Genomic DNA, 21,830 nt, shown 5'->3' on the forward strand with positions numbered 1-21,830 from the left:
GTCACTTGCTCCGGTTACAACGATGATTTTATTTTTGAGCTTCATAATATATGGTTATTGTAATAGATTTAAAACACTTTCTAAAGCGGGCTCTTCCTTAAAGGCGAGGTTTTGAATTTCGCCTAACAGGGTTTATACAAACCTGTTGAATTAAGCTTTTATTTAAGCAAAAAAATGGCTCGAAATTTGTAATCATAAACGGGTTATGAAATAAAGCTTTTTTATAATTGAATTTACATTCTGTATATGCTATAATATCATAAATTACTTTTTAAAACAAATGAATTTTAAAAAAATTATTAAGAAAATTACACCTCAATTTGTGCTTCAAGTTTACCATTGGTTGTTGGGTTGGCTAGGTGCTTTTTTGTATGGTTGTCCTTCTCGAAAATTAAAAGTTATTGGCGTGACTGGCACCAAGGGCAAGTCGAGTACGGTTTTGATTATTAGTCACCTTTTAGAGCAAGCTGGTTTTAAGGTTGGTATTTCTTCTGGTATTAAATTTAAAATAGATCAACAAGAGTGGCCTAATAATTTAAAAATGACTATGCCGGGGCGTTTTAAAATTCAACAGTTATTAAAAAAGATGGTTAAAGCTGGTTGTGATTATGCCATAGTTGAAACAACTTCTGAGGGGATTAAACAATTTAGACATTTGGGTATTAATTATGATATAGCGGTTTTAACTAATTTAACACCGGAACATATTGAGTCGCATGGTAGTTTTGTTAAATACCGCCAAGCTAAAGAAAAACTTTTTAAAAATTTAACTTGTCGGGCGCATAAAAAATTTAAAAATAAAAAAGTTAATAAAGTTAGTGTAATTAATTTAGATGATCAAAACGCAGAACATTTTTTAAAATATCAAACCGACGAGCAGTATGGTTTTAAAATTAAAAATCAATCAATAGATTTTAAAAATACAAATCAAGATTTAAAAATAATTCAAGCTGAAAATTTAGAATTAGATCAAACCTATTCGAAGTTTAAAATTCAAGATGTGGATTTTAAAATTAATTTAATTGGCGTATTCAATGTTTATAATGTTTTGGCTAGCCTTTGTGTTGCTTTAAGTCAGGGGATAGAGTTAAATAAAATAAAAGACAGTTTATTAAATTTTAAAAATATACCAGGTCGTTTAGAAGAAGTTGTCATCAATCAACCCTTTAGAATTTTTGTGGATTATGCTCACGAGCCCTCTTCTTTGGAAAGTTTATATCAGACTTTGAAATTATTTAAGCCCCAACGGATTATTAGTTTGTTAGGTTCAGCTGGCGGTGGACGCGACAAAAATAGGCGACCAATTTTAGGCGCTTTGGCTGCTCAATATACAGATGTAATTATTGTCACCAATGAAGATCCGTATGATGAAGATCCACAGAAGATTATAGATGACGTAGCTCAGGGTGTTCAAGAGTATTTACAAAAGCATAATTTAGAAAAATCTTTTTATAAAATTTTGGATCGCCGGCAAGCAATTCAAAAAAGTTTGGCATTGGCTCAAGAAGGTGATATAATTGTTTTGTCAGGTAAAGGTTGTGAGAATGTTATTATGGGTAAAAATAATCAACCACAGAAATGGAGTGATAAGCAAATTATTTTAGAAGAAGCAAGTCAATTTTGTGGATAAATTGTGGACAAAAATTTTATTTTATTTTTAATTTAAATTAAAATTTTTTAAAAGGCTTTATTTAAGCCAAATTTGGTCATTTTTTATTTTTTTAAAATAAAGGCTATTTTATACACATTTAGCCTTGACATTTTAGCCAAAAAAGCTTAATATATACATAGTTTTAATAAAATTAAGTTTAAATTTATTTTAAAACTTAAAAGGACTCACAATTAAAAATTTTCAACCTTACTGCTGGTTTTAAAATCAGGAGTAGATTTTAGTTAATTTAACTAAATTATTTATTTTATAAAAATATGACTTCAAGCTCTCCTCAACGTAAATTTTTTTCTAATCCAAAAATTTCTCATCCTTTACCAGATTTATTAAAAATCCAAAAAGAGTCTTACGCTTGGTTTCTAAAGGAAGGGATTGGCGAACTTTTTAAAGAAATTTCTCCAGTAACCGATCCAGTTGATCGCGGATTAGAAGTTTATTTTACTGATTACTTTTTTGATGAACCTAAGTTTGACGAAGTCAAAGCTAAAAATCGAAATTTAACCCATGAAGCTTCTTTACGCGTCAAAGTTAGATTAGTTAACAAAAAAATTGGCAAATCTAAAGAGCAGGAAGTTTATTTAGGCGATTTCCCCTTGATGAATGATAGGGGGACTTTTGTTATTAATGGTATTGAGCGGGCCGTAGTTTCACAACTAATGCGTTCACCCGGTGTTTTTATTAATGCCACTGTCAGTCGAGGCCGACGTTATTACAGCGGTGAAATTATTCCAAATCGTGGCGCTTGGGTAGAATTAGTCACCGATACAGCCGGCGTAATTTGGGTTAAAATTGATCGGAAAAGAAAAGTAGCCGCGACTTCAATGTTGCGCGCTATGGGCTATGAAACCGATGATGAAATTTTAGATTTATTTAGTGATTTAGAAAAAGATCAGCCTATTAGTTATGTTAGAAATACTTTAGCTAAAGATAAAGCTCACAATGCTGACGAGGGTTTAATCGAAGTTTATAAAAGAATTCGTCCTGGCGATTTAGCAGCCGCTGATAATGCGCGGTCGTTGATTTTCGCCATGTTTTTTAATTTTGAACGTTATGATTTGGGCAAGATGGGACGTTATAAATTAAATCAACGTTTTGCTCATTCGTCTCATCACGCGAGACTTTATGGTGGTGAATTGGCTAACAACGAACAAACGCGAGTTTTTAGAAAAGAAGACTTAGCTTGTGTTATGCGTGAAGTTATTCGTTTAAATTATAACCAAGAACCAGCTGATGATATTGATCATTTAGATAATCGTCGTATTCGAGGTGTTGGTGAATTAGTTCAAAATCGTTTAAGAGTCGGTTTGGCTAGAACTATCAGGATTATTAAAGATCGTTTAAGTACAGCGAAATTAAATGATTTAGTACCGAACCAATTAGTTAATCCTAAACCAATTATTGGCGTTTTGCGTGATTTCTTTATGTCTTCACAATTATGTCAATTTATGGATCAAACTAATCCTTTGGCTGAATTAGAACACAAACGTCGTATTTCTTTAATGGGTCCTGGCGGTTTGTCACGGGAACGAGCTGGTTTTGAAGTGCGTGATGTTCATCGTAGTTTTTATGGAAAAATTTGTCCAATTGCAACACCTGAAGGACCAAACATTGGATTGGTTGGTCATTTAGCTTTATATAGTGATTTAGATGAATATGGTTTTTTACGGACACCTTATTTTAAAGTTTTAAAAGATGTGGCCAATGACGGTTCGGCTGCTGTTGGTAAAATTGCCAGTAAAGATATTTATCAAGATCCGACACAAGAAAAAGATTTAATTTTAAAAGCTGGTCAAGAAATTACAGCCAGTGTCGCTCAAAAATTAACCAAGACTAACTATGAAAGAATTCCAATTAAGCCACAATTATTATCTAAAATTGAATTTTTAAATTCCAAAGAAGAAGAAAAATATATTATTGCTTCGGCCAATCATGGCATTGATCAAGCAGGTAATTTTATGCGTGACGGTTATGATATGCGTCATTATGGTAAGCCGGGGTTTTGTGCACCGACGGAGTTAGATTATACAGATATTTCTTTTCAACAAATTATTAGTACTGGTACAGCATGTATTCCATTTTTAGAAAATACTGATGCCAATCGGGCCTTGATGGGAACTAACATGCAACGTCAGGCTGTGCCATGTATTAAGCCACAAGCGCCAATCGTGGGCACCGGTATGGAAGGGGTAGCTGCCGCGAATTCTGGTCATTTAATTTTAAATAAAGAAGATGGTATTATTGAAAGCGTTGACGCTTTACACGTATCAGTCAAAGATATTAAAGGTAAAGTTAAGACTTACTATTTAGATAAATTTGTCCGTTCCAACGCTTCAACGTGTTTAAATCATAAACCGATTGTTGAAGTTGGTCAGAGGGTTAAAGCTGGTGATGTTTTGGCCGATGGTCCAGCCATGGATCAAGGTGAATTGGCTTTAGGACAAAATTTATTAGTTGGTTTTATGTCATGGGAAGGTTGGAACTATGAGGACGCGGTGGTTTTATCTAGTCGAGTTTTACAACGCGATGCTTTTTCATCTGTTCATATTGATGATTACAGTGTTGACGTGCGTGATACAAAATTAGGAGCAGAAGAAGTGACACGCGATATTCCAAACGTGAGTGAAGAAAAATTAAACAAATTAGACGAAGAGGGTGTTATTATTGTCGGCGCTCAAGTAAAAGCTGGCGACATTTTAGTTGGTAAAATTACACCAAAAGGTGAAACTGAATTATCAGCTGAAGAAAAATTATTAAAAGCCATTTTTGGTGAAAAGGTTAAAGATATTCGGGATACTTCATTATATTTAGAGCATGGCGAACACGGTAAGGTGGTTGACGTTAAAATCTTTTCACGCGAACAAGGTGATAAATTGTCACCTGGTGTAATTAAAACTATTCAAGTTACAGTTGCGTGTTTACAAAAAATTCAACCTGGCGATAAATTTGCCGGTCGGCACGGAAATAAAGGCGTTTTATCAACCATTCTGCCGGTGGAAAATATGCCATATTTAAAAGATGGCACTCCATTGGATGTTGTTTTAAATCCCTTGGGCGTAGTTTCCAGAATGAACTTAGGTCAGATTTTAGAAACACATTTAGGCTTGGCAGCCAGCACCTTAGGTATTAAAGTTGCAACACCAGTTTTTGATGGCTTAAAAGAAAGTCAAATTAAAGACTTATTAAAACAGGCCGATTTGCCCGACGATGGACAGTTGGTTGTCTATGATGGTCGAACTGGTGAGCCATTTAAAAATAAAGTTACTGTGGGTTATATTTACATGATGAAATTAAATCATTTGGTTGAACATGCTGTTCATCAACGTTCGATTGGTCCATATTCTTTAATTACTCAACAACCTTTGGGTGGTAAGGCTCAGTTTGGTGGCCAACGTTTTGGTGAAATGGAAGTTTGGGCATTAGAGGGCTACGGGGCCGCACATATTTTGCAGGAAATGTTAACTATCAAATCTGATGATGTGCCCGGTCGGTCTCAAGCCTATGAATCAATTATTAAAGGTGAACCGATTAATAAAATTAGTTTGCCAGAATCTTTCAATGTCTTAGTTAAAGAATTAAAGGGATTATGTTTAGACATTAAATTAATCGATAAAGATGGCAAGATCTTGGAAGAAGATAAAAATAATTAATTTTTTAAATTTTAAATATTTATGCCAGCACCAACATCAACCAAAACAATAAATTTAGATGAAGTTACTCGGCGAGTTGAGATACCCGATTTTAAAGCGGTTAAATTAACTTTAGCTTCGCCAGAAGATATTCATGCCTGGTCTTGCGGTGAGGTAACCAAATCAGAAACTATTAATTACCGCACCCAAAAACCAGAGCGTGATGGTTTATTTTGCCAAAAGATTTTTGGTCCAGTTAAAGACTGGGAATGTGCTTGTGGCAAATACAAAAGAATTCGTTATAAGGGTATTATTTGCGATAAGTGTGGCGTGGAGGTTACTCGGAGTATTGTACGTCGTCGACGCATGGGTCATATTGATTTAGCTGCACCAGTTTCACATATTTGGTTTTTACGTAAAGTACCATCTCGTGTCAGTTTAGTTTTAGGAGTCTCAGCCCGTCAGCTGGAAGATGTAATTTATTTTGTTAAATTTATCGTGACGCATGTCGATGAAAAACTAAAAGGCGAAATTGAAGAACAACTAGTTAAAGAGCAAAAAGACAAGAAAAAAATCTTAAAACAAGAATATCAAAAAGCCTTAATCGAGGTTGAAAAGAAGGAAGATAAGGACAAAGACAAGTTAGCTAAAATGATTGACCAATCCTATATTAAAAAAGTTGAAGCCATTGAACGGGCTTTCAAAATTAGTCGCAAACAATTACAAGAAGTCCACGAATATCAAACTTTAACTGAAGCAGAATATCGAGAATTGGCTTTAAAATATGGTCATATTTTTGAAGCTCAAATGGGTGCGGCTGCTATTTATGAATTATTAAAAAAGGTTGATTTAAATAAAGTAGTTAAAAAGGTTGAGGAAAAATTAGAAAATATTCCACGCAAATCACCTGACTATAAAAAGGTGCGTCGGCGTTTAAAATTAGTCCGAGCTTTAATTAAAAATAAAGTCAAACCCGATTGGATGATTTTAACTACTATTCCAGTTATTCCGCCAGATTTAAGACCAATGGTACAATTAGATGGTGGGCGTTTTGCTACTTCAGATTTAAATGATCTTTATCGAAGAGTGATTAATCGCAACAATCGTTTAAAAAAATTACAAGAGTTGAGCGCACCAGAAGTTATTTGTCGCAACGAGAAAAGACTTTTACAAGAGGCAGTCGATGCTTTAATCGACAATAGCGCGCGACGGACTAAAACAGTCACCGCTTCAACTGGTCAAAAACGAGCTTTAAAATCTTTAGCCGATGTACTTAAAGGCAAGCAGGGTCGTTTTAGACGCAATTTATTAGGCAAACGGGTAGATTATTCTGGTCGTTCAGTTATTACTGCTGGGCCTTATTTAAATTTACATCAATGTGGTCTACCCAAAACCATGGCCATTGAATTATTTAAACCTTTTGTAATTAGCGAATTGATTCGTCAAGGTCATGTTTATAATGTTAGATCAGCTAACACTTTAATTGAAAAAGGTGTTAAAGAAGTTTGGGACGTTTTAGAAGAAATTACCAAAGAAAGTCATATTCTATTAAATCGCGCTCCAACCTTACATCGTTTAAGTATTCAAGCTTTTCAACCAATTTTAATTGAAGGTAAGGCTTTGAGAATTCATCCATTGGTTTGTGCAGCTTTTAATGCTGACTTTGACGGTGATCAAATGGCCGTACATATTGTTTTAACAGAAAAAGCCAAAAAAGAAGCTAAAGAATTAATGTTATCAAGCAATAACTTGTTAAAACCAGCCACTGGCGAACCAATTGTTACGCCAGCTAAAGATATGGTTTGGGGAAGTTATTATATGACGTTGATTATTGATCAACCCAATCAAACCATCAAAAATTTTTCATCGCCACAGGAAGTTTTATTGGCATATGATAATAAAAAAATTGGTTTGAATGAACGCATTAAAGTAAAAATAGGTGACAAATTAATTGAAACTGGCGTTGGACGGGTAATTTTTAATATTATTTTACCAGAGAAATTAAAAAATTATGACGAATTAATTGATAAAAAAGCTATCAAGAAAATTTTAATTCAGTCAATGCATTTTTATGGAAAAGAAGATACAGCTAAACTAGTTGATACAATTAAAAATATTACCTTAAAATATTTAACCACCTTAGGCACATCTTGGGGAATGGATGATTTACCAGACATTCCAGAAAAAGAAAGCATTATTAGCCAAGCCGAAGAAAAGGTAGCTTTAATTGAACAACAATTTGCAGATGGTTTATTAAGTCAAGATGAGAAACATTTGAAAATTATTGAAATTTGGGTTGAAGTTAAAGATCGTTTATTTGATTTATCTCAGGAATTAATTGATAAGCATGGTTCAGTTTATACTATGGTTGAATCTGGAGCACGTGGCTCGCGCGGTCAGGTAAGTCAAATGGTAAGTATGAAGGGTTTAGTAATTAACCCAGCTGGTGAAACCATGGAACTGCCAGTTAAAAGCAGTTTTAGAGAAGGCTTTGATGTGTTGGAATATTTTATTTCTACCCATGGTGCTCGTAAGGGTTTGACTGATACTGCTTTAAGAACAGCTAACGCTGGTTATTTAACTCGACGTTTAGTTAACGTAGCTCAAGAAGTTTTAATTTCAGGTGAAGATTGCGGCGATACCGAGGGTGTAATTATTACTAAAAGAGTTTCTTTGGCTATGGGCGAATCCTTAGCTGAAAGACTGGTCGGCCGAGCAGTATTGGAAGACATTAAGGATCCAAAAACCAAAGAAGTGATAGTTAAAAAGGGTGAGGTAGTAACTAGTAGTTTAGTTTCGGAAATTGAAAAATTAGATTTAGAAAAACTTAGAGTTAGATCAGTTTTAAGTTGTAAAAATAAACGAGGCATTTGTCGTAAATGTTATGGTTATGACTTAGGTTACAATGAGATGGTTAAAATGAATGCAGCTGTTGGGGTAGTCGCAGCTCAATCAATTGGTGAACCTGGTACACAGTTGACTTTAAGAACTTTTCATACGGGTGGTGTTTTAGGTAAAGATATTACTCAAGGTTTGCCTCGGGTAGAAGAGATTTTTGAATTACGTACACCTAATCGTAAAGGTGTGCTAGCTGAAGATGACGGTAAAATTAAAAAGATTAGTGAAAATAAAAAATATCAAAAAACAATTTTGGTTGAATACAAAGGACATCAGGGAGAAAAATATGACATTTTTTTATCGGGCGCTAGTCAAAGTCAGATTAAAGTTAAAAATGGTCAGCAAGTAGAAGCGGGTGAATTATTAATGGTTAATGGCAAGAAAAAAATTATTAGTCAACATGAAGGTAAAATCAAAATTACGCCAAACAGACTAACGGTTGTCTATCCACAAAAAAACGAAAAAGAATATTTAATTCCTTTGCGCAATGAAATTTTAATTAAAGAAGGTGAAACAGTTACGAGAGGTCAACAATTGTCAGAAGGTAGTTTAGATTTACAGGAAGCATTTAAGCTTCAAGGTGAGGAAGCAACCCAAAAATACATTATTGAGGAAATTAAAAAAGTTTATTCTTATCAAGGCCAAAAATTAGATGATCGACATGTGGAATTAATTGCTCGTCAGATGTTTTCACGGGTGAGAATTGAAGAACCCGGCGAATCAGATTTATTAACTGGCAGTATTATTACCAAATCAACTTATTTGGAGATTTGTGAAAAATTAAAAAAGGAAAACAAAGAATTACCTAAAATTAAAACTTTATTGCTAGGTATTAGTAAAGTTAGTTTATCAACTGAAAGTTGGTTGGCGGCTGCTTCTTTCCAAGAAACTCCACGAGTTCTAATTGACGCAGCCATTACCGGTAAAGTCGATGAATTACATGGTTTAAAAGAAAACGTCATTATTGGTGGTTTGATTCCGGCTCGGGTTTTGGATGAAGATGAAAAGTAATTAATAGATTTTTTAAAAAAGAATCCTGCGATGAGCGGGATTCTTTTTTATTGTAAATAAAAATTTAAAAATTATATATCCCTTTATCTTATTCTTTAAAAATGCTAAAATTAAATATATATTAAATTTATGGTAAAAAAGAAAAAAACAGGAATTAAAAACAAAAAGAGTAAGCAAAAACGCCAAAATGATTTTATTCAAGATTTTACTTTGGGTCAAGAAATTTGGCAGGGTATTTTGGTTATATTTTTGTTTATGACGGGCCTAATTAGTTTATTAGCCTTAATTAATCAAGGTGGCCGAGCCGGAATTTATATCGACGCTTTTTTAAGATTAATTTTGGGCTGGGGAGCCTGGATGGTCCCAATGGTTTTAATCGGCGTTTCATTGTTATTATTAAAGAAAACGCACTTGAAACCGCATAATTATTTGGGTTTACTGATTTTTATATTAGCCATGAGTGGAATTTTAGAATCTTTCATCCAATATGAACGTATGCAATCTTTATTAAATGAAGGTATGGGTGGTGGCTATTTGGGATTTTTTGCAGTTTATCCATTGCGTCAAATTAGCAGTTTGTGGGTGACTTTGGCGGTTTTTATCGGCCTGTTAATAGTTTCTATTTTAGTTATTTTCAATATATCTTTGCATGAGTTATTGGATAGAATTAAATATAGTTGGTATGGATTTAATCAGCTTTGGCAAAGATTTAAAATTGATCGGCAGGTTGATCAAGAAGAAAAAATTTATCAGCAACAGAAACAAATTAATCAAGAAAATAATCAGGCCGATGTTATTCAAACCGACAACGCAGATTCGTTATCGGAAAAATCTAAAAATATTTTACAAGAAACAGTTCAAGTTTTAACTCGCAAAGAACGTAAATATCCTAAAAAAGATTTTTATTTTTCGATCGATCTTTTAGATAATTTAAATGAAAAAGCTTTAAGTAAGGGAGATGTAGAAGCTAATAAAATTATTATTAAACGGACCTTGGGTAATTTTAACATTGACGTAGAAATGGGTGATTTTAAAGTTGGACCGACAGTTACTCAATATACTTTGCGACCATCTGAAGGGGTAAAATTATCTCAAATTACAACCTTACACAATGATTTAGCCTTGGCTTTAGCTGCTCATCCAATTAGAATTGAAGCACCAATTCCTGGCAAATCACTCGTGGGCATTGAAGTCCCCAATCAAGATGTCGCGCGCGTAGGCTTGCGTGAAATTTTAGAAAATGATGATTTTAAATATCGTAAATCCAACTTAACTATTTGTTTGGGTAAGGATGTGGCTGGCCACCCTTGGACGGCTAATTTAGCTAAAATGCCACATTTATTAGTCGCTGGGGCGACAGGTACAGGTAAAACCGTATGTTTAAATACTATTATTTTAAGCTTGCTTTATCAAAATTCACCCGATGATTTAAAATTAATTTTAGTTGATCCTAAGCGTGTAGAACTGGTTGATTATAATGATATTCCTTATTTAATTACGCCGGTGATTACCAATGTTGAAAAAACAGTTAATGCTTTAAAATGGGCGATTTTGGAAATGGAACGCCGGTTTGAAAAATTAGCTCAAGCCCGTAAACGAGATATTGAAAGTTATAACAATGACAATGAAGAAAAAATGCCCTACATTGTAATTGTGATTGATGAGTTGGCCGATTTAATGGCGGCCGCTGGCGTGGAAGTCGAAGCTTGCATTATTCGCTTGGCTCAAATGGCTCGAGCGGTTGGTATTCATTTAATCATGGCCACTCAGCGTCCGTCAGTAGACGTTATTACTGGTTTAATTAAAGCCAACGTAACGTCAAGAATTGCTCTATCGGTAGCTTCAAAAGTTGATTCCAGAACAATTTTAGACACTTCTGGCGCTGAAAAATTATTGGGCCGAGGCGATATGTTATATTTATCAGCTGAATTATCCAATCCTAAACGTTTACAAGGTGCTTATATTAGTGATTTAGAAATTAAAAAGATAGTCAACTCTTTAAAAGAAAAAGGTGACCCGGATTATATTGAAGAAGTAGTTGAACGACCCAATCAAACATCATCTTATTTGCCCGGAGAAAATGATCAAAGCGATGATTTGTTGCCACAGGCCAAGGAAGTGGTCATTCAAGCTCAAAAAGCCTCAGCTTCATTATTACAACGACGATTAAGGGTTGGTTATGCTCGAGCTGCACGTTTATTAGATTTGCTAGAAGAAGAAAGTGTTATTGGTCCGCCGATGGGCTCAAAGCCACGAGACGTTTTAATTGGCAAAGAAGAGATGGATGGATATTTAGCAGCTGACGAATATATAGCTAATCATCAAGATGAAAATATAGAAGAGACAGAGGAGGATGACGGAGAAGAATATTATGAAGAATAATAAATATGCAACACAAATTTACAGTTAAAAAAATAAAAGTTGATAAAAGTGTTGGTGATTTATTAACTCAGGCGCGTTTTGATTTAGAATTATCGATTGAAAAAATCAGTCAAAAAATTAATATTTCAGAAGAGTATTTAATGGCCCTAGAAAATGGTGATTATTTTAAATTACCTGGCGAGGTTTATACACGTAATTGGTTAAAAAAATATGCTCAGTTTTTAGGCCTGGCAGTAGATAAAATGATGAAATTATATGATCAAGAAAGGGGTTTACAGCAAGTCATGTTTAATCAATTTAAAAAAATCCCCAAATTTAAAATTGATATTCATTGGACGCCACAATTGATGCGTAATTTAGCTTTAGCTTTAGTTGTTGTGTTAGTTTTGGGCTATATTTTAGTTTCAGCTGTTGAGGCCGATCAAACACCTAAATTAGCTATTACTAATTTAATTCAAGATGAAATTCAAACAGCCGAAGAAAAGATTCAAATCATTGGTCAGACAGAAAAAAATATATTAGTTTTTGTTAATGATCAACCAGTTAGAGCTGACAGTGATGGTAATTTTACTTGTAATTTAAATTTAAGTTTGGGGACAAATTTAATTCAAGCGAGTGTGGTTAGTGATAATGGTAAACATAATCAAATTTTTAAAAAAATTATCAGATTAGATTAATTAATTTTTTAAAAGATAAAAATATGGTTAATAAAAAAGATGAGTTAAACGAAAATCAAGACAGAGTGGCTAGTCGAGTCAAAGCAGCCGAAGAAGCTGTTAGACAAATTCGTCAACGTTTTGGTGAAGGATCAATAATGAAGCTTAAAGAAGCTAGAGTTATGGATGTTGAAGCCGTGCCAACGGGTTGTTTATCTCTAGATTTGGCCTTGGGAATTGGTGGTGTGCCTCGTGGCAGAATTATTGAAATTTATGGTCCGGAAATGTCGGGTAAAACTACCTTAGCCTTACATGTTTTAGCTGAGGTTCAAAAGCTGGGCGGGGTAGGCGCTTTTGTTGATGCCGAGCATGCCTTGGATCCGTCTTATGCTGATAAAATCGGAGTTAATATTGAAGATTTATTAATCTCACAACCAGACACTGGTGAACAGGCCTTGGAAATTGTTGAAACCCTAGTTCGTTCCAATGGCATTGATGTAATTATTGTTGATTCGGTGGCTGCTTTAACGCCTAAGGCTGAAATTGAAGGCGAAATGGGTGATCATCATATGGCTTTACAAGCGCGATTAATGTCTCAAGCCTTAAGAAAATTAGCGAGCATAATTTCTAAAACTAAAACCGTGGTGATTTTTATTAATCAAACTCGCATGAAGATTGGAGTATTTTTCGGTAATCCAGAAACTACGACTGGCGGTATGGCATTAAAATTTTATTCTTCAGTTAGAATCGAAGTTAAACGCGCAGCGCAAATTAAAAAAGGCGAGCAGACGGTTGGTAATCGAGTTAAAGTTAAAATAGTTAAAAATAAAGTCGCGCCACCTTTTAGAACTTGTGAATTTGATATTATGTATAACGAGGGCATTTCTTTGACTGGAGATTTAATTGATTTAGGTGGTAAACATGGAGTAATCGAAAAAAGTGGTAATACCCTGTCTTATGGAGAAAATAAGTTGGGCGTAGGCAAAGAGAATGTGCGTGAATTTTTAAGGGCGAATTCGAAAATAGTTACTCAGCTTAAAAAAGATGTAATCAAAGCAGTTAAAGAAGCTGAGAAAGAAGACAAAAAGTAAAATTAAAAATAAAAAAAAAGATTTGCCTTCGCAGATCTTTTTTGATTTGATATTGTATGAAGGTGATAATAGCCATTTTCACATTTTTTGTTGGTTGTCGCAAAATTTTCGAAGGCGACATTCCGGAATGTCGCCTTCGTATTTTTAAATGTTTATGTTGTTGTGTTTTACACCCTTTCGACATACTCGCCAGTTTCAGTGTTGACTTTAATAGTATCACCAGTTTTGACGAAAAGTGGGGCATTGATAATTAAACCAGTTTCTAAAGTCACTGGTTTACTAACACTACCCTGAGCAGTATCGCCACGCACACCTGGAGCTGCTTCAACTACTTTCAGACTAATTTTTGGCGGTAAGACAATATCAATAGGTTTATTTTCAAAAATAACTATATTAATTTCTGTGCCCTCGGTTAAAAAATTAATTTTATCTTCAACCTGATCTAAGCTAATTGAAAATTGTTCGTAAGATTGAACGTCCATAAAATAAGCATCAGTTTCATCTTTATACAAAAAACTAGCTTTATTAGTAGTAACATCAGCTTGCTCGAGTTTATCATTGCCACTAAAGCCTCGATCTAAAACTTTACCATCGATTAAACTCTTAATCTTCAATCTTAAAGTCGCCTTACCACGTCCCATGTGGGAGTGTTGAGTATTTAAAACTAAATAGGGCTGACCATCCAGGATAATGATGTGACCCTTACGAACCGCATTAAGTGAGAGTAACATAAATTATCTTTTAATAAAGGGTAATAAAGCCATAAAACGTGCGCGTTTAACGGCTTGGCTAAATTTACGTTGGTGTTTAGCACAGATACCAGTTTTACGACGAGGTAAAATTCTAGCATAAGGTGAAGTAAAACGACGAATTTCATCAACGTTGGTATAGTCAATTTCTTCAGCGTTATTTAAACAAAAATAACACCCTTGTGAATTTTTAGCAGATTTTGACTTTGATTTTCTAAACATAATCAGTTTTTTTACAGATAAATATTAATTAAAATGGAATTTCTTCAACATTAATTTCTTCTTCTCTTGGAGTAGAATCAACTGGGGCTGAAGGTCGGTTTGAATTATTACCACCCTTAGTATCTAGCATAATCATATTTTGAGCAACAATTTCCGTGCGCGAATGTTTAGCGCCATTTTGATCTTCCCAGGAACGAGTCTCTAAACGACCTTCTAAATAAATGCGGTCACCTTTGTGGAGATATTGTGAACAAATATCGGCCAGTTTACGCCAAGCAACGAGATTATGGTATTCAACTTTTTCTTGGCGATTGCCACTTTGGTCAGTCCAAATTAAATTGGTAGCTAAACCAAAAGAAACCACATTGACATTTTGTGGAGTAGTGCGAGTTTCGGGATCGCGAGTTAAGCGACCGATCAAAGAAACTTTATTTAAATCCATAGAGTTTTATTTTAAAGATTAAATAAATTTTTTAAAAATATAAATTAAATATCTAATAACTCATCAAGGGGAGTATCGTCAAGATTTTTTTTGTCTTCTTTTTTATTATTTTTTTTAACAGGTTTATTGTCTTGACTGGGAGAGTCTTCATCTAAAACAATTTCAGTTGCTTCAGTAGTTTCGGCAATTGGTTCTGGCTGCTCTGGCGTATTAGTATTTAAATCTGTTTGAGACTTGGAGATGTCTTTTGTTTCTTCTAAGGCTTTTTCTTTTTTATCACCTGGAACTTCACCTGACCATTTGGTAATCAAAAATCTAAGGATTTCACCTTGCTCTTTTAATTTTTTTTCTAAACTTTTAACTTGTTCGACTTCTAATTTAATAAAATTAGAGGTATAATAACCATTAGCTACACCTTGAATTGGATAAGCTAAGTGTTTTTCTCCTAAATTGACTTTTTTAATTATTTCACCCTGATGGTCTTGAATTAATTTATCAATTTGGTCAGAAATTTGATTAATTTTTTCCTGCGGATAAGAACTCGCAATAAGGTAAACTAAATGATAAAGCATATTGGCTATTTAAATTAATTATGTTAAGTTATTAGCTTGTTGACGCATCATAGCATAGATAAAAAAATAAATCAAGAGTTTAAAAGTGGAAAGCGTGTGAATAGTTATTTTAACTTATTTTTTAAAATATAATTATGTATTTTTTTGAATTAGGCAATACGCCGACCTTGTCGGTAGCTGAAATTTTACAGGTTTTAAATCAAGCCAAAATTGAATATAAGCTAGTTAATTTATCAACAGATATTTTAATTTTAGATTTAAAGCAATCAATTTTGCCGGACAAATTAATTCAACAACTAGGCGGTTGTGTTAAAATAGGACAAATTATTTCTAAGGCGATTGAATTTAAATCTGCCGATCTGGCTAAAATTATTCAACAGCATATTAAAAATCAAAGTAACAAAATTTATTTTGGTTTAAGTAATTACAGTGCAACTAAGCTAGATTTAAAAAAAATAGGTTTGGAAATTAAAAATCAGCTCAAAAACCAAAATTTAAATAGTCGCTTTGTGGCTAGTACACAACCAATTTTATCTTCAGTTATTGTTAAAAAAAATAAGTTAGTCAGTTTACGCGGTATAGAATTGTGTTTTTTAAATAATAATTATCTTGGTCAAACTTTGGCAATTCAAGATTTTGTTGAATACGGCTATCGTGATTTTCAACGACCAGAACGCGATATGATTTCAGGCGTTATGCCTCCCAAATTAGCCAAAATGATGATTAATTTAGCAAATTTAGAAACAGATCAGACTTTATTAGATCCATTTTGTGGTTGCGGTACAATTTTGCAAGAAGCTGTAGTTTTAGGCTATAAAAAAGTGATGGGTTGTGATGTGGATTTTCAAGCTATTGATAAAGCTCAGGAGAATTTAAAATGGTTGATCCAAAAATTTAATTTTAATTTTGATTTAGATGAAAATATTTTTCAGTGTGATGTTAGAGAATTAAATTCTAAAATTAAAGATAATTTAATAGACGCAATTGTGACTGAACCATATTTAGGGCCAACTCGCCAGCGTTACGATTTAGAAAAGCTAATCATAGAATTAGAAGAATTATATTTAGTTGCTTTTAAGGAATTTAAACAAGTTTTAAAACCGGGTGGGAAGATAGTGATGGTCTGGCCGATTTTTACTTTAGGAAAACAAGAATTTAAATTAAATATTTTAGATCAAGTTACGGAATTAGATTTTAAGCAGCTAGACTTATTGCCACAGGAATTTAAACAAAAGAAAGATATGAAAATTACCTCACGTGGTTCAATAATTTATTCACGGCGGGGCAAGGGAGTGTTGCGCGAGATATTGATGTTTAAAAAATAGTTTTATGCCACAAATAACTAAAATCGAAGAACAAAAAAAAAGACAGACTCGTTTTAATGTTTTTGTGGATGATGAGTTTTGTTGTGGCGTTTCAGAACAGACTTTAATTGATACGGGTATTTATCAGGGGCAAAAAATTTCAGCTGATGAATTACAAAAATTAATCAATAAAGAACAAGAGTCTAAGGCTTTAAATAAAGCTTTTTTATGGCTAAGAATTAGACCAAGAAGTCAAGCTGAAATTATTCAAAAGTTAAAAATAAAAGAATTTGATAATCAAGTTATAGAAAAAATTTTAAAGCGTTTAATTGATTTAAATTTAATAGATGACAAGGAGTTTTGCCGTAAATGGATTGAAGACCGTAAATTAAATTCACCGCGCGGTCGGTTTTTAATTCAACAAGAGCTTTATCGTAAAGGCATTGATCATAAGCTAATAGAACAAAGTTTAAAAAAATATTATTCAAGTGATGAAGAGTTAAATTTAGCTACGGTTTTAGCTCAAAAAAAAATAGCTCGACTTAAGCCACAAGATAAATCAAAACATTATCAAAAATTAACTAGTTATTTAGCTCAACGCGGTTTTGGTTGGGAAATTATTCAAAGCGTTTGGGATAAAATTAAATCATAGTTTAAAAACAAAAAACTAACTTTAGAAGCTAGTCTTTTTTAATTTAACTAATTTTATTTTCCAACTCTAAAATAAACAGTATCACCGTCTTGAAAGATATAGTCTTTGCCTTCTAGACGCATTAAGCCTTTATCTTTACAACCTTGTTCGCCATAATTAACAAAATCTTGCCAATGACAAATTTCAGCACGGATAAAATTAGCTTCAAAGTCAGTATGGATTTTTCCGGCGGCTTGAGGAGCGGTAGAATTTTTTTCAACTGTCCAGGCGCGAGTCTCTTTAGGGCCAGAAGTAAAAAAAGTAATTAAATTTAAAATTTGATAACCAGTGGTAATAAGTTTATCTAGGCCGCTTTGCTGTAAGCCAATTTCTTGTAAATAAGCTTGTTTCTCTTCGATGTTTAATTCTGATAGTTCGGCTTCAATTTTAGCCGAGATAACTAAAGTTTTTTCAGCTTCAATGTTGGGTAAAGTGATTTTTTGATTAACATTTTGCTCATCAACATTAACAACATAAATGATCGGTTTGATAGTTAATAAATTTAAATCACGCAAAGCTTTTTTTTCTTCCAAATTTAATTCAATTTTTTCGATTAATTGTCCTTGTTCAACTGCTGGTAAAATTTTATTAATAACATTTAATTGTTGATTTTCAAGTTTATCGATTTGACCTTTGGCTTTACGAGCTAAATCTTGTTGACGTTTAGTTAAAGTTTCTAAATCTTTCAAAATTAATTCAGTGTTAATAATTTCAATGTCATGCGTGGGCTCAATTTTTCCGTTAACATGAATAACATTCGGATCAGTAAAATGACGGACGACATGCACAATCGCATCAACTTCACGAATATTAGCTAAAAATTTATTACCTAAACCCTCGCCCTTATTAGCACCTTCAACTAAGCCGGCAATATCAACAAATTCCACCACAGCTGGAATGGTTTGAGTTGATTGAGATATTTGGCTTAATTTTTGCAAGCGCACATCAGGCACTTCGACAATGCCAACATTGGGTTCAATGGTGCAGAACGGATAATTGGCAATATCAATTTGTTTTTTGGTTAGGGCTTTAAATAGTGTAGATTTACCGACATTGGGCAGGCCCACAATACCTAAACTTAATGACATAAAATTAGTTTATTTTTTTAGTAAATTTACAGTCTTTATGACTGCAACGGAGTGTATCTTGGGTGCCATAAATTAACAAACTGCCACACTGCGGACATTTTTCTCCGTTGGGTTTAGACCATAAGGCAAATTTGCATTTGGGATAATTTGAACAAGCATAAAAGGTGCGCTTGGTTTTGGTTCTTTTTTCGACCAGTTCGCCTTGGCCACATTCAGGACATTTAACACCAGTTGATTTAATAATGGGTTTGGTAAATTTACATTCAGGATAATTTGAGCAAGCCAAAAATTTACCGAAGCGACCAAATTTAATTTTTAAATCATGACCACACTCGGGACATTTTTCATTAATTTCTTCTGTCGGGCCGTTTTCCTCTAGAGGCTGAGTGGTTTTACATTCAGGAAAATTAGAACAAGCCAAAAATTTACCAAAGCGACCCAATTTAATCATCATTGGATTGCCACATTTAGGACATTTAATATCGGTTGTTTCTTGTTGAGTGATTTGAGTTTTATCTAATTCTTGTTCTTTGATTTGAATATTGTTTATAAAAGGTTGATAAAATTTTTGAATAGCTTTAACCCAGTTTAATTTTCCTTGAGCGATATCGTCAAGTTCATTTTCCATTTGAGCAGTAAAATCATAATCAACAATTTGATTAAAATGCTCGACTAAAACTTTATTGACTAGAGTACCAATTTCAGTCGGGATTAAATATCGTTGTTCTTTGGTCACGTAATTACGTTGTTGAATAGTATTGATAATTTGAGCATAGGTTGAAGGACGACCGATGTCAAATTGTTCTAAGGTTTTAACTAACGAAGCTTCAGTATAACGCGCTGGCGGTTGAGTAAAGTGTTGTTGTGGATTAAATTTTACTAAATCAACCGGTTGTTTTAATTTTAATTCTGGCAAAATATTTTCTTGGGTTTTAGTCGGATAGACTTTCAAAAAACCATCAAATTTAATCACTGAGCCATTGGCACGGAAAATATATTTTTGGCTGTGATCTTGAACATCCAATATGGTAGCCTGGATTTGAGCTGGTGACATTTGAGAAGCGACAGCGCGCTGCCAAATTAATTGATAAAGCTTAAGTTGATTTTTGTTTAAATAAGTTTTAATTTCATCTGGCATTAGGTTAACATCAGTCGGTCGAATGGCTTCATGAGCTTCTTGAGCTGATTTAGATTTGGTTTTAAAGTGGCGTGGTTGACCAGGGTGATAATTTGATCCGAAATTTTTATTAATAAATTGCTGAGCCTGGGTTAGAAATTTTTCAGCTAAATTAACCGAATCGGTGCGCATATAAGTAATTAAACCGACTGAACCCTGACTACCCAAATTAATTCCCTCATAGAGTTGTTGAGCCAAGACCATGGTTTGCTTGGCTGAGAAACCAAAGCGGTTAATAGCAGTTTGTTGTAGGGTAGAGGTGGTGAAGGGTGGTAACGGATTTTTAACGGTTTGTTTGGTTTGTAAATCAGTAATTTGATAGGTAGTTTTTTCTAGAGCCTGTAATATAATTTTTAAATTTGATTCGTTTTTAATAGCGAGTTTATCTAAAATTTTATTTTCAATTTTATACAAATGTGCGGTAAAAGTATGGTGTTGTTGGTCAGTAAAATCGGCTTCCAATGACCAATATTCTTCGGGGTTAAATTTTTTAATTTCTTCTTCACGTTCAACAATCAGTCGCAGGGCGGGTGATTGAACTCGACCAGCTGATAAACCTTTAGCTATTTTTTTCCACAATAATGGTGAAAGTTTATAACCCACTAAACGGTCTAAAATCCGGCGGGCCTGTTGAGCATCGACTAAATTAATATCAATTTGACGGGGATTTTTTAAAGCCCCTTGAATAGCTTCGGGCGTAATTTCATGAAAAACAATGCGACCAATTTTAGCTTGGTCTAATTGAAATAATTCTTGTAAATGCCAAGCAATCGCTTCGCCCTCACGATCTTCATCAGTTGCAAACCAAACTTGTTTGGCACTAAGAGCTTGTTTTTTCAATTGAGTAATTCTTTTTTGATTGGCGCGTGGAGTGACGTATTGAGGTGTAAAATTGTTTTCTACGTCAATACCTAATTTGCTTTTAGGTAAATCACGTACATGGCCATAGGAAGATACAATTTTAAAATTTTTACCCAGAAAACGGGTAATAGTTTTAGCTTTAGTGGGTGATTCGACAATAACTAATTGCATATAAAATAATTAATGACTAATAACATAATTTTGTCCGCCCAGATTTTTGATTTTACCTTTCATTTCCATAGTTAATAAAGTAGCATTTACTTGATTAGCTGGCAAGTGGGTTAATTCAATCAATTTATTAATATGAATCGGTTGGCGGTTGATAAACGCAAGCATTTTTTCTTCTTGGGGATTGTCGGGTAATATTTCTTGAGTGTGTAAAAAATTTTTAATTTGGTCAAGATTTAAGGCGTCTAAAATATCTTCGGGCGAAGTGACGGGTTTAGCACCTTGTTTAATTAAAGCATTAGTCCCAGAAGAATTTATTTTTGTAATGTCACCCGGCACAGCAAAAACTTCGCGATTTTGTTCTAAACTAAATTTCGCTGTAATCAAAGCTCCACTAGACTCAGGCGCTTCAATAATTAAAGTGCCCAAACTTAAACCAGAAATAATTCTATTTCTAAAAGGGAAATTTTGTTTAGCCGGTCGGGTGCCCAGCGGATACTCACTTATTAATAGGCCTTGTTGTTCTAATATTTTTTGGCTCAAAGCGTAATTTGCTTGAGGATAAATATGATCTAGACTTGAACCTAAAACGGCGATGGTTGAACCTTGGTTTTCTAGCGTAATTTGATGGGCCAAACTATCAACGCCCAGGGCTAGACCGGAAACAATCGTGATGCCTTTGTTAGCGAGTGGGCCCACAATTTGATCTATAATTTGCTTGCCGTATGAGCTGACTTTGCGCGTACCGACTACAGCTAAACAAAAATCATGACAAATTTTTAAATTACCAGTATAATAAATAAGAGGCGGGGGATTGTAGATTTCTTTTAACAATGACGGATAAGATTCATCTTGAATAGTGACAGCTTGGATTTTTTGTCTATGTAGGTTGTCTAATTCCCAAGTTGGATCAATATTTTTTTTCTGTTCAATAATTTTATCTACAATATTTTTATCCAAACCGGCATTGTGCAATTCTTGCGCTGGTGCATCCCAAGCTTCTTCCATGGATGGGAAGTGATTATAAATTCGACGCAGACGAATCGGTCCAAGTTGAAGAATTTTAGAAAAAGCCAGCCAATATTTTAAGTCAATATCCTGAATTCTATTCCAAAGTGAAACATTTTTAATTTCACTTTTGATTTCACTTCTTTTGATAAAATATTTCATAAGGTGTTTTAAAATTTAATCTTTTACGTGGTCGATGATTTAACAACCTAATC

The 21,830-nt window shown here is 33.7% G+C and carries 15 protein-coding genes; 8 read left to right on the forward strand and 7 right to left on the reverse strand.

The features are described from left to right. The first annotated feature begins 280 nt into the window (after window positions 1-280). From PHS07_03845 to recA, 6 genes are all read left to right on the forward strand, one after another. Window positions 281-1,630: a UDP-N-acetylmuramoyl-L-alanyl-D-glutamate--2,6-diaminopimelate ligase gene (locus PHS07_03845; GenBank protein ID MDD4607426.1), complete on the forward strand. Its 1,350-nt coding sequence runs from the start codon at window positions 281-283 to the stop codon at window positions 1,628-1,630. Between the two features lie 296 nt (window positions 1,631-1,926). After that, window positions 1,927-5,316, forward strand: coding sequence for a DNA-directed RNA polymerase subunit beta (locus tag PHS07_03850; GenBank protein ID MDD4607427.1), 3,390 nt, complete (start codon window positions 1,927-1,929; stop codon window positions 5,314-5,316). A gap of 21 nt (window positions 5,317-5,337) precedes the next feature. Beyond that, entirely contained in the window at window positions 5,338-9,204 is a 3,867-nt protein-coding gene (gene rpoC, locus PHS07_03855) for a DNA-directed RNA polymerase subunit beta' (protein ID MDD4607428.1), read from the forward strand. Between the two features lie 129 nt (window positions 9,205-9,333). Then, window positions 9,334-11,586, forward strand: coding sequence for a DNA translocase FtsK 4TM domain-containing protein (locus PHS07_03860; protein MDD4607429.1), 2,253 nt, complete (start codon window positions 9,334-9,336; stop codon window positions 11,584-11,586). Between the two features lie 5 nt (window positions 11,587-11,591). Beyond that, entirely contained in the window at window positions 11,592-12,263 is a 672-nt protein-coding gene (locus PHS07_03865) for a helix-turn-helix domain-containing protein (GenBank protein MDD4607430.1), read from the forward strand. 23 nt (window positions 12,264-12,286) lie between these two features. After that, window positions 12,287-13,333, forward strand: a complete 1,047-nt coding sequence (recA, locus tag PHS07_03870) for a recombinase RecA (GenBank protein MDD4607431.1) — start codon at window positions 12,287-12,289, stop codon at window positions 13,331-13,333. A gap of 167 nt (window positions 13,334-13,500) precedes the next feature. On the opposite strand, the gene efp is transcribed toward recA, so the two are convergent. Genes efp through rpsF form a run of 4 tightly spaced genes read right to left on the reverse strand, consistent with a single transcriptional unit; the run spans window position 13,501 to window position 15,318 of the window. Continuing rightward, a complete protein-coding gene (efp, locus tag PHS07_03875; GenBank protein ID MDD4607432.1) occupies window positions 13,501-14,064 on the reverse strand; it encodes an elongation factor P in 564 nt (187 codons plus the stop codon). Between the two features lie 3 nt (window positions 14,065-14,067). Further along, complete coding sequence (rpsR, locus tag PHS07_03880) at window positions 14,068-14,304, reverse strand: 30S ribosomal protein S18 (GenBank protein MDD4607433.1); 237 nt, start codon at window positions 14,302-14,304, stop codon at window positions 14,068-14,070. 28 nt (window positions 14,305-14,332) lie between these two features. After that, on the reverse strand, window positions 14,333-14,746 hold the full coding sequence (ssb, locus tag PHS07_03885) for a single-stranded DNA-binding protein (GenBank protein ID MDD4607434.1): 414 nt from the start codon (window positions 14,744-14,746) through the stop codon (window positions 14,333-14,335). Between the two features lie 44 nt (window positions 14,747-14,790). Continuing rightward, a complete protein-coding gene (gene rpsF / locus PHS07_03890) occupies window positions 14,791-15,318 on the reverse strand; it encodes a 30S ribosomal protein S6 (protein ID MDD4607435.1) in 528 nt (175 codons plus the stop codon). Between the two features lie 134 nt (window positions 15,319-15,452). Between rpsF and PHS07_03895 the strand changes: the two genes are divergently transcribed. Both PHS07_03895 and PHS07_03900 read left to right on the forward strand, forming a co-directional pair. Further along, entirely contained in the window at window positions 15,453-16,643 is a 1,191-nt protein-coding gene (locus PHS07_03895; protein MDD4607436.1) for a methyltransferase domain-containing protein, read from the forward strand. A 4-nt stretch (window positions 16,644-16,647) separates the two neighbouring features. Next, the gene (locus tag PHS07_03900; GenBank protein MDD4607437.1) at window positions 16,648-17,274 is read left to right on the forward strand and encodes a RecX family transcriptional regulator; all 627 of its coding nucleotides are present in this window, start codon (window positions 16,648-16,650) and stop codon (window positions 17,272-17,274) included. A gap of 53 nt (window positions 17,275-17,327) precedes the next feature. On the opposite strand, the gene ychF is transcribed toward PHS07_03900, so the two are convergent. From ychF to dprA, 3 genes are read right to left on the reverse strand one after another with little or no spacing between them, the layout of a single operon-like run. Then, window positions 17,328-18,401: a redox-regulated ATPase YchF gene (gene ychF / locus PHS07_03905; protein MDD4607438.1), complete on the reverse strand. Its 1,074-nt coding sequence runs from the start codon at window positions 18,399-18,401 to the stop codon at window positions 17,328-17,330. A gap of 4 nt (window positions 18,402-18,405) precedes the next feature. Continuing rightward, window positions 18,406-20,610 carry a type I DNA topoisomerase gene (gene topA, locus PHS07_03910; GenBank protein ID MDD4607439.1) on the reverse strand — a complete coding sequence of 735 codons (2,205 nt, stop codon included), beginning with the start codon at window positions 20,608-20,610 and terminating at the stop codon, window positions 18,406-18,408. Between the two features lie 9 nt (window positions 20,611-20,619). Beyond that, window positions 20,620-21,777 carry a DNA-processing protein DprA gene (gene dprA / locus PHS07_03915; GenBank protein ID MDD4607440.1) on the reverse strand — a complete coding sequence of 386 codons (1,158 nt, stop codon included), beginning with the start codon at window positions 21,775-21,777 and terminating at the stop codon, window positions 20,620-20,622. Window positions 21,778-21,830: the final 53 nt, after the last annotated feature.

The organism is Patescibacteria group bacterium, assembly GCA_028707495.1.
In the GTDB taxonomy this organism is placed as follows: Bacteria; Patescibacteriota; Patescibacteriia; order UBA2591; family JAQWAS01; genus JAQWAS01.

Excerpts from the sequence above, each read along its gene's own strand:
- topA (MDD4607439.1), bottom strand. The coding sequence starts at position 20,610 with ATGCAATTAGTTATTGTCGAATCACCCACTAAAGCTAAAACTATTACC.
- PHS07_03895 (MDD4607436.1), top strand. The coding sequence starts at position 15,453 with ATGTATTTTTTTGAATTAGGCAATACGCCGACCTTGTCGGTAGCTGAA.
- PHS07_03865 (MDD4607430.1), top strand. The coding sequence starts at position 11,592 with ATGCAACACAAATTTACAGTTAAAAAAATAAAAGTTGATAAAAGTGTT.
- ssb (MDD4607434.1), bottom strand. The coding sequence starts at position 14,746 with ATGGATTTAAATAAAGTTTCTTTGATCGGTCGCTTAACTCGCGATCCC.
- rpoC (MDD4607428.1), top strand. The coding sequence starts at position 5,338 with ATGCCAGCACCAACATCAACCAAAACAATAAATTTAGATGAAGTTACT.
- dprA (MDD4607440.1), bottom strand. The coding sequence starts at position 21,777 with ATGAAATATTTTATCAAAAGAAGTGAAATCAAAAGTGAAATTAAAAAT.
- PHS07_03850 (MDD4607427.1), top strand. The coding sequence starts at position 1,927 with ATGACTTCAAGCTCTCCTCAACGTAAATTTTTTTCTAATCCAAAAATT.
- rpsR (MDD4607433.1), bottom strand. The coding sequence starts at position 14,304 with ATGTTTAGAAAATCAAAGTCAAAATCTGCTAAAAATTCACAAGGGTGT.
- ychF (MDD4607438.1), bottom strand. The coding sequence starts at position 18,401 with ATGTCATTAAGTTTAGGTATTGTGGGCCTGCCCAATGTCGGTAAATCT.
- rpsF (MDD4607435.1), bottom strand. The coding sequence starts at position 15,318 with ATGCTTTATCATTTAGTTTACCTTATTGCGAGTTCTTATCCGCAGGAA.
- recA (MDD4607431.1), top strand. The coding sequence starts at position 12,287 with ATGGTTAATAAAAAAGATGAGTTAAACGAAAATCAAGACAGAGTGGCT.
- PHS07_03900 (MDD4607437.1), top strand. The coding sequence starts at position 16,648 with ATGCCACAAATAACTAAAATCGAAGAACAAAAAAAAAGACAGACTCGT.
- PHS07_03860 (MDD4607429.1), top strand. The coding sequence starts at position 9,334 with ATGGTAAAAAAGAAAAAAACAGGAATTAAAAACAAAAAGAGTAAGCAA.
- PHS07_03845 (MDD4607426.1), top strand. The coding sequence starts at position 281 with ATGAATTTTAAAAAAATTATTAAGAAAATTACACCTCAATTTGTGCTT.
- efp (MDD4607432.1), bottom strand. The coding sequence starts at position 14,064 with ATGTTACTCTCACTTAATGCGGTTCGTAAGGGTCACATCATTATCCTG.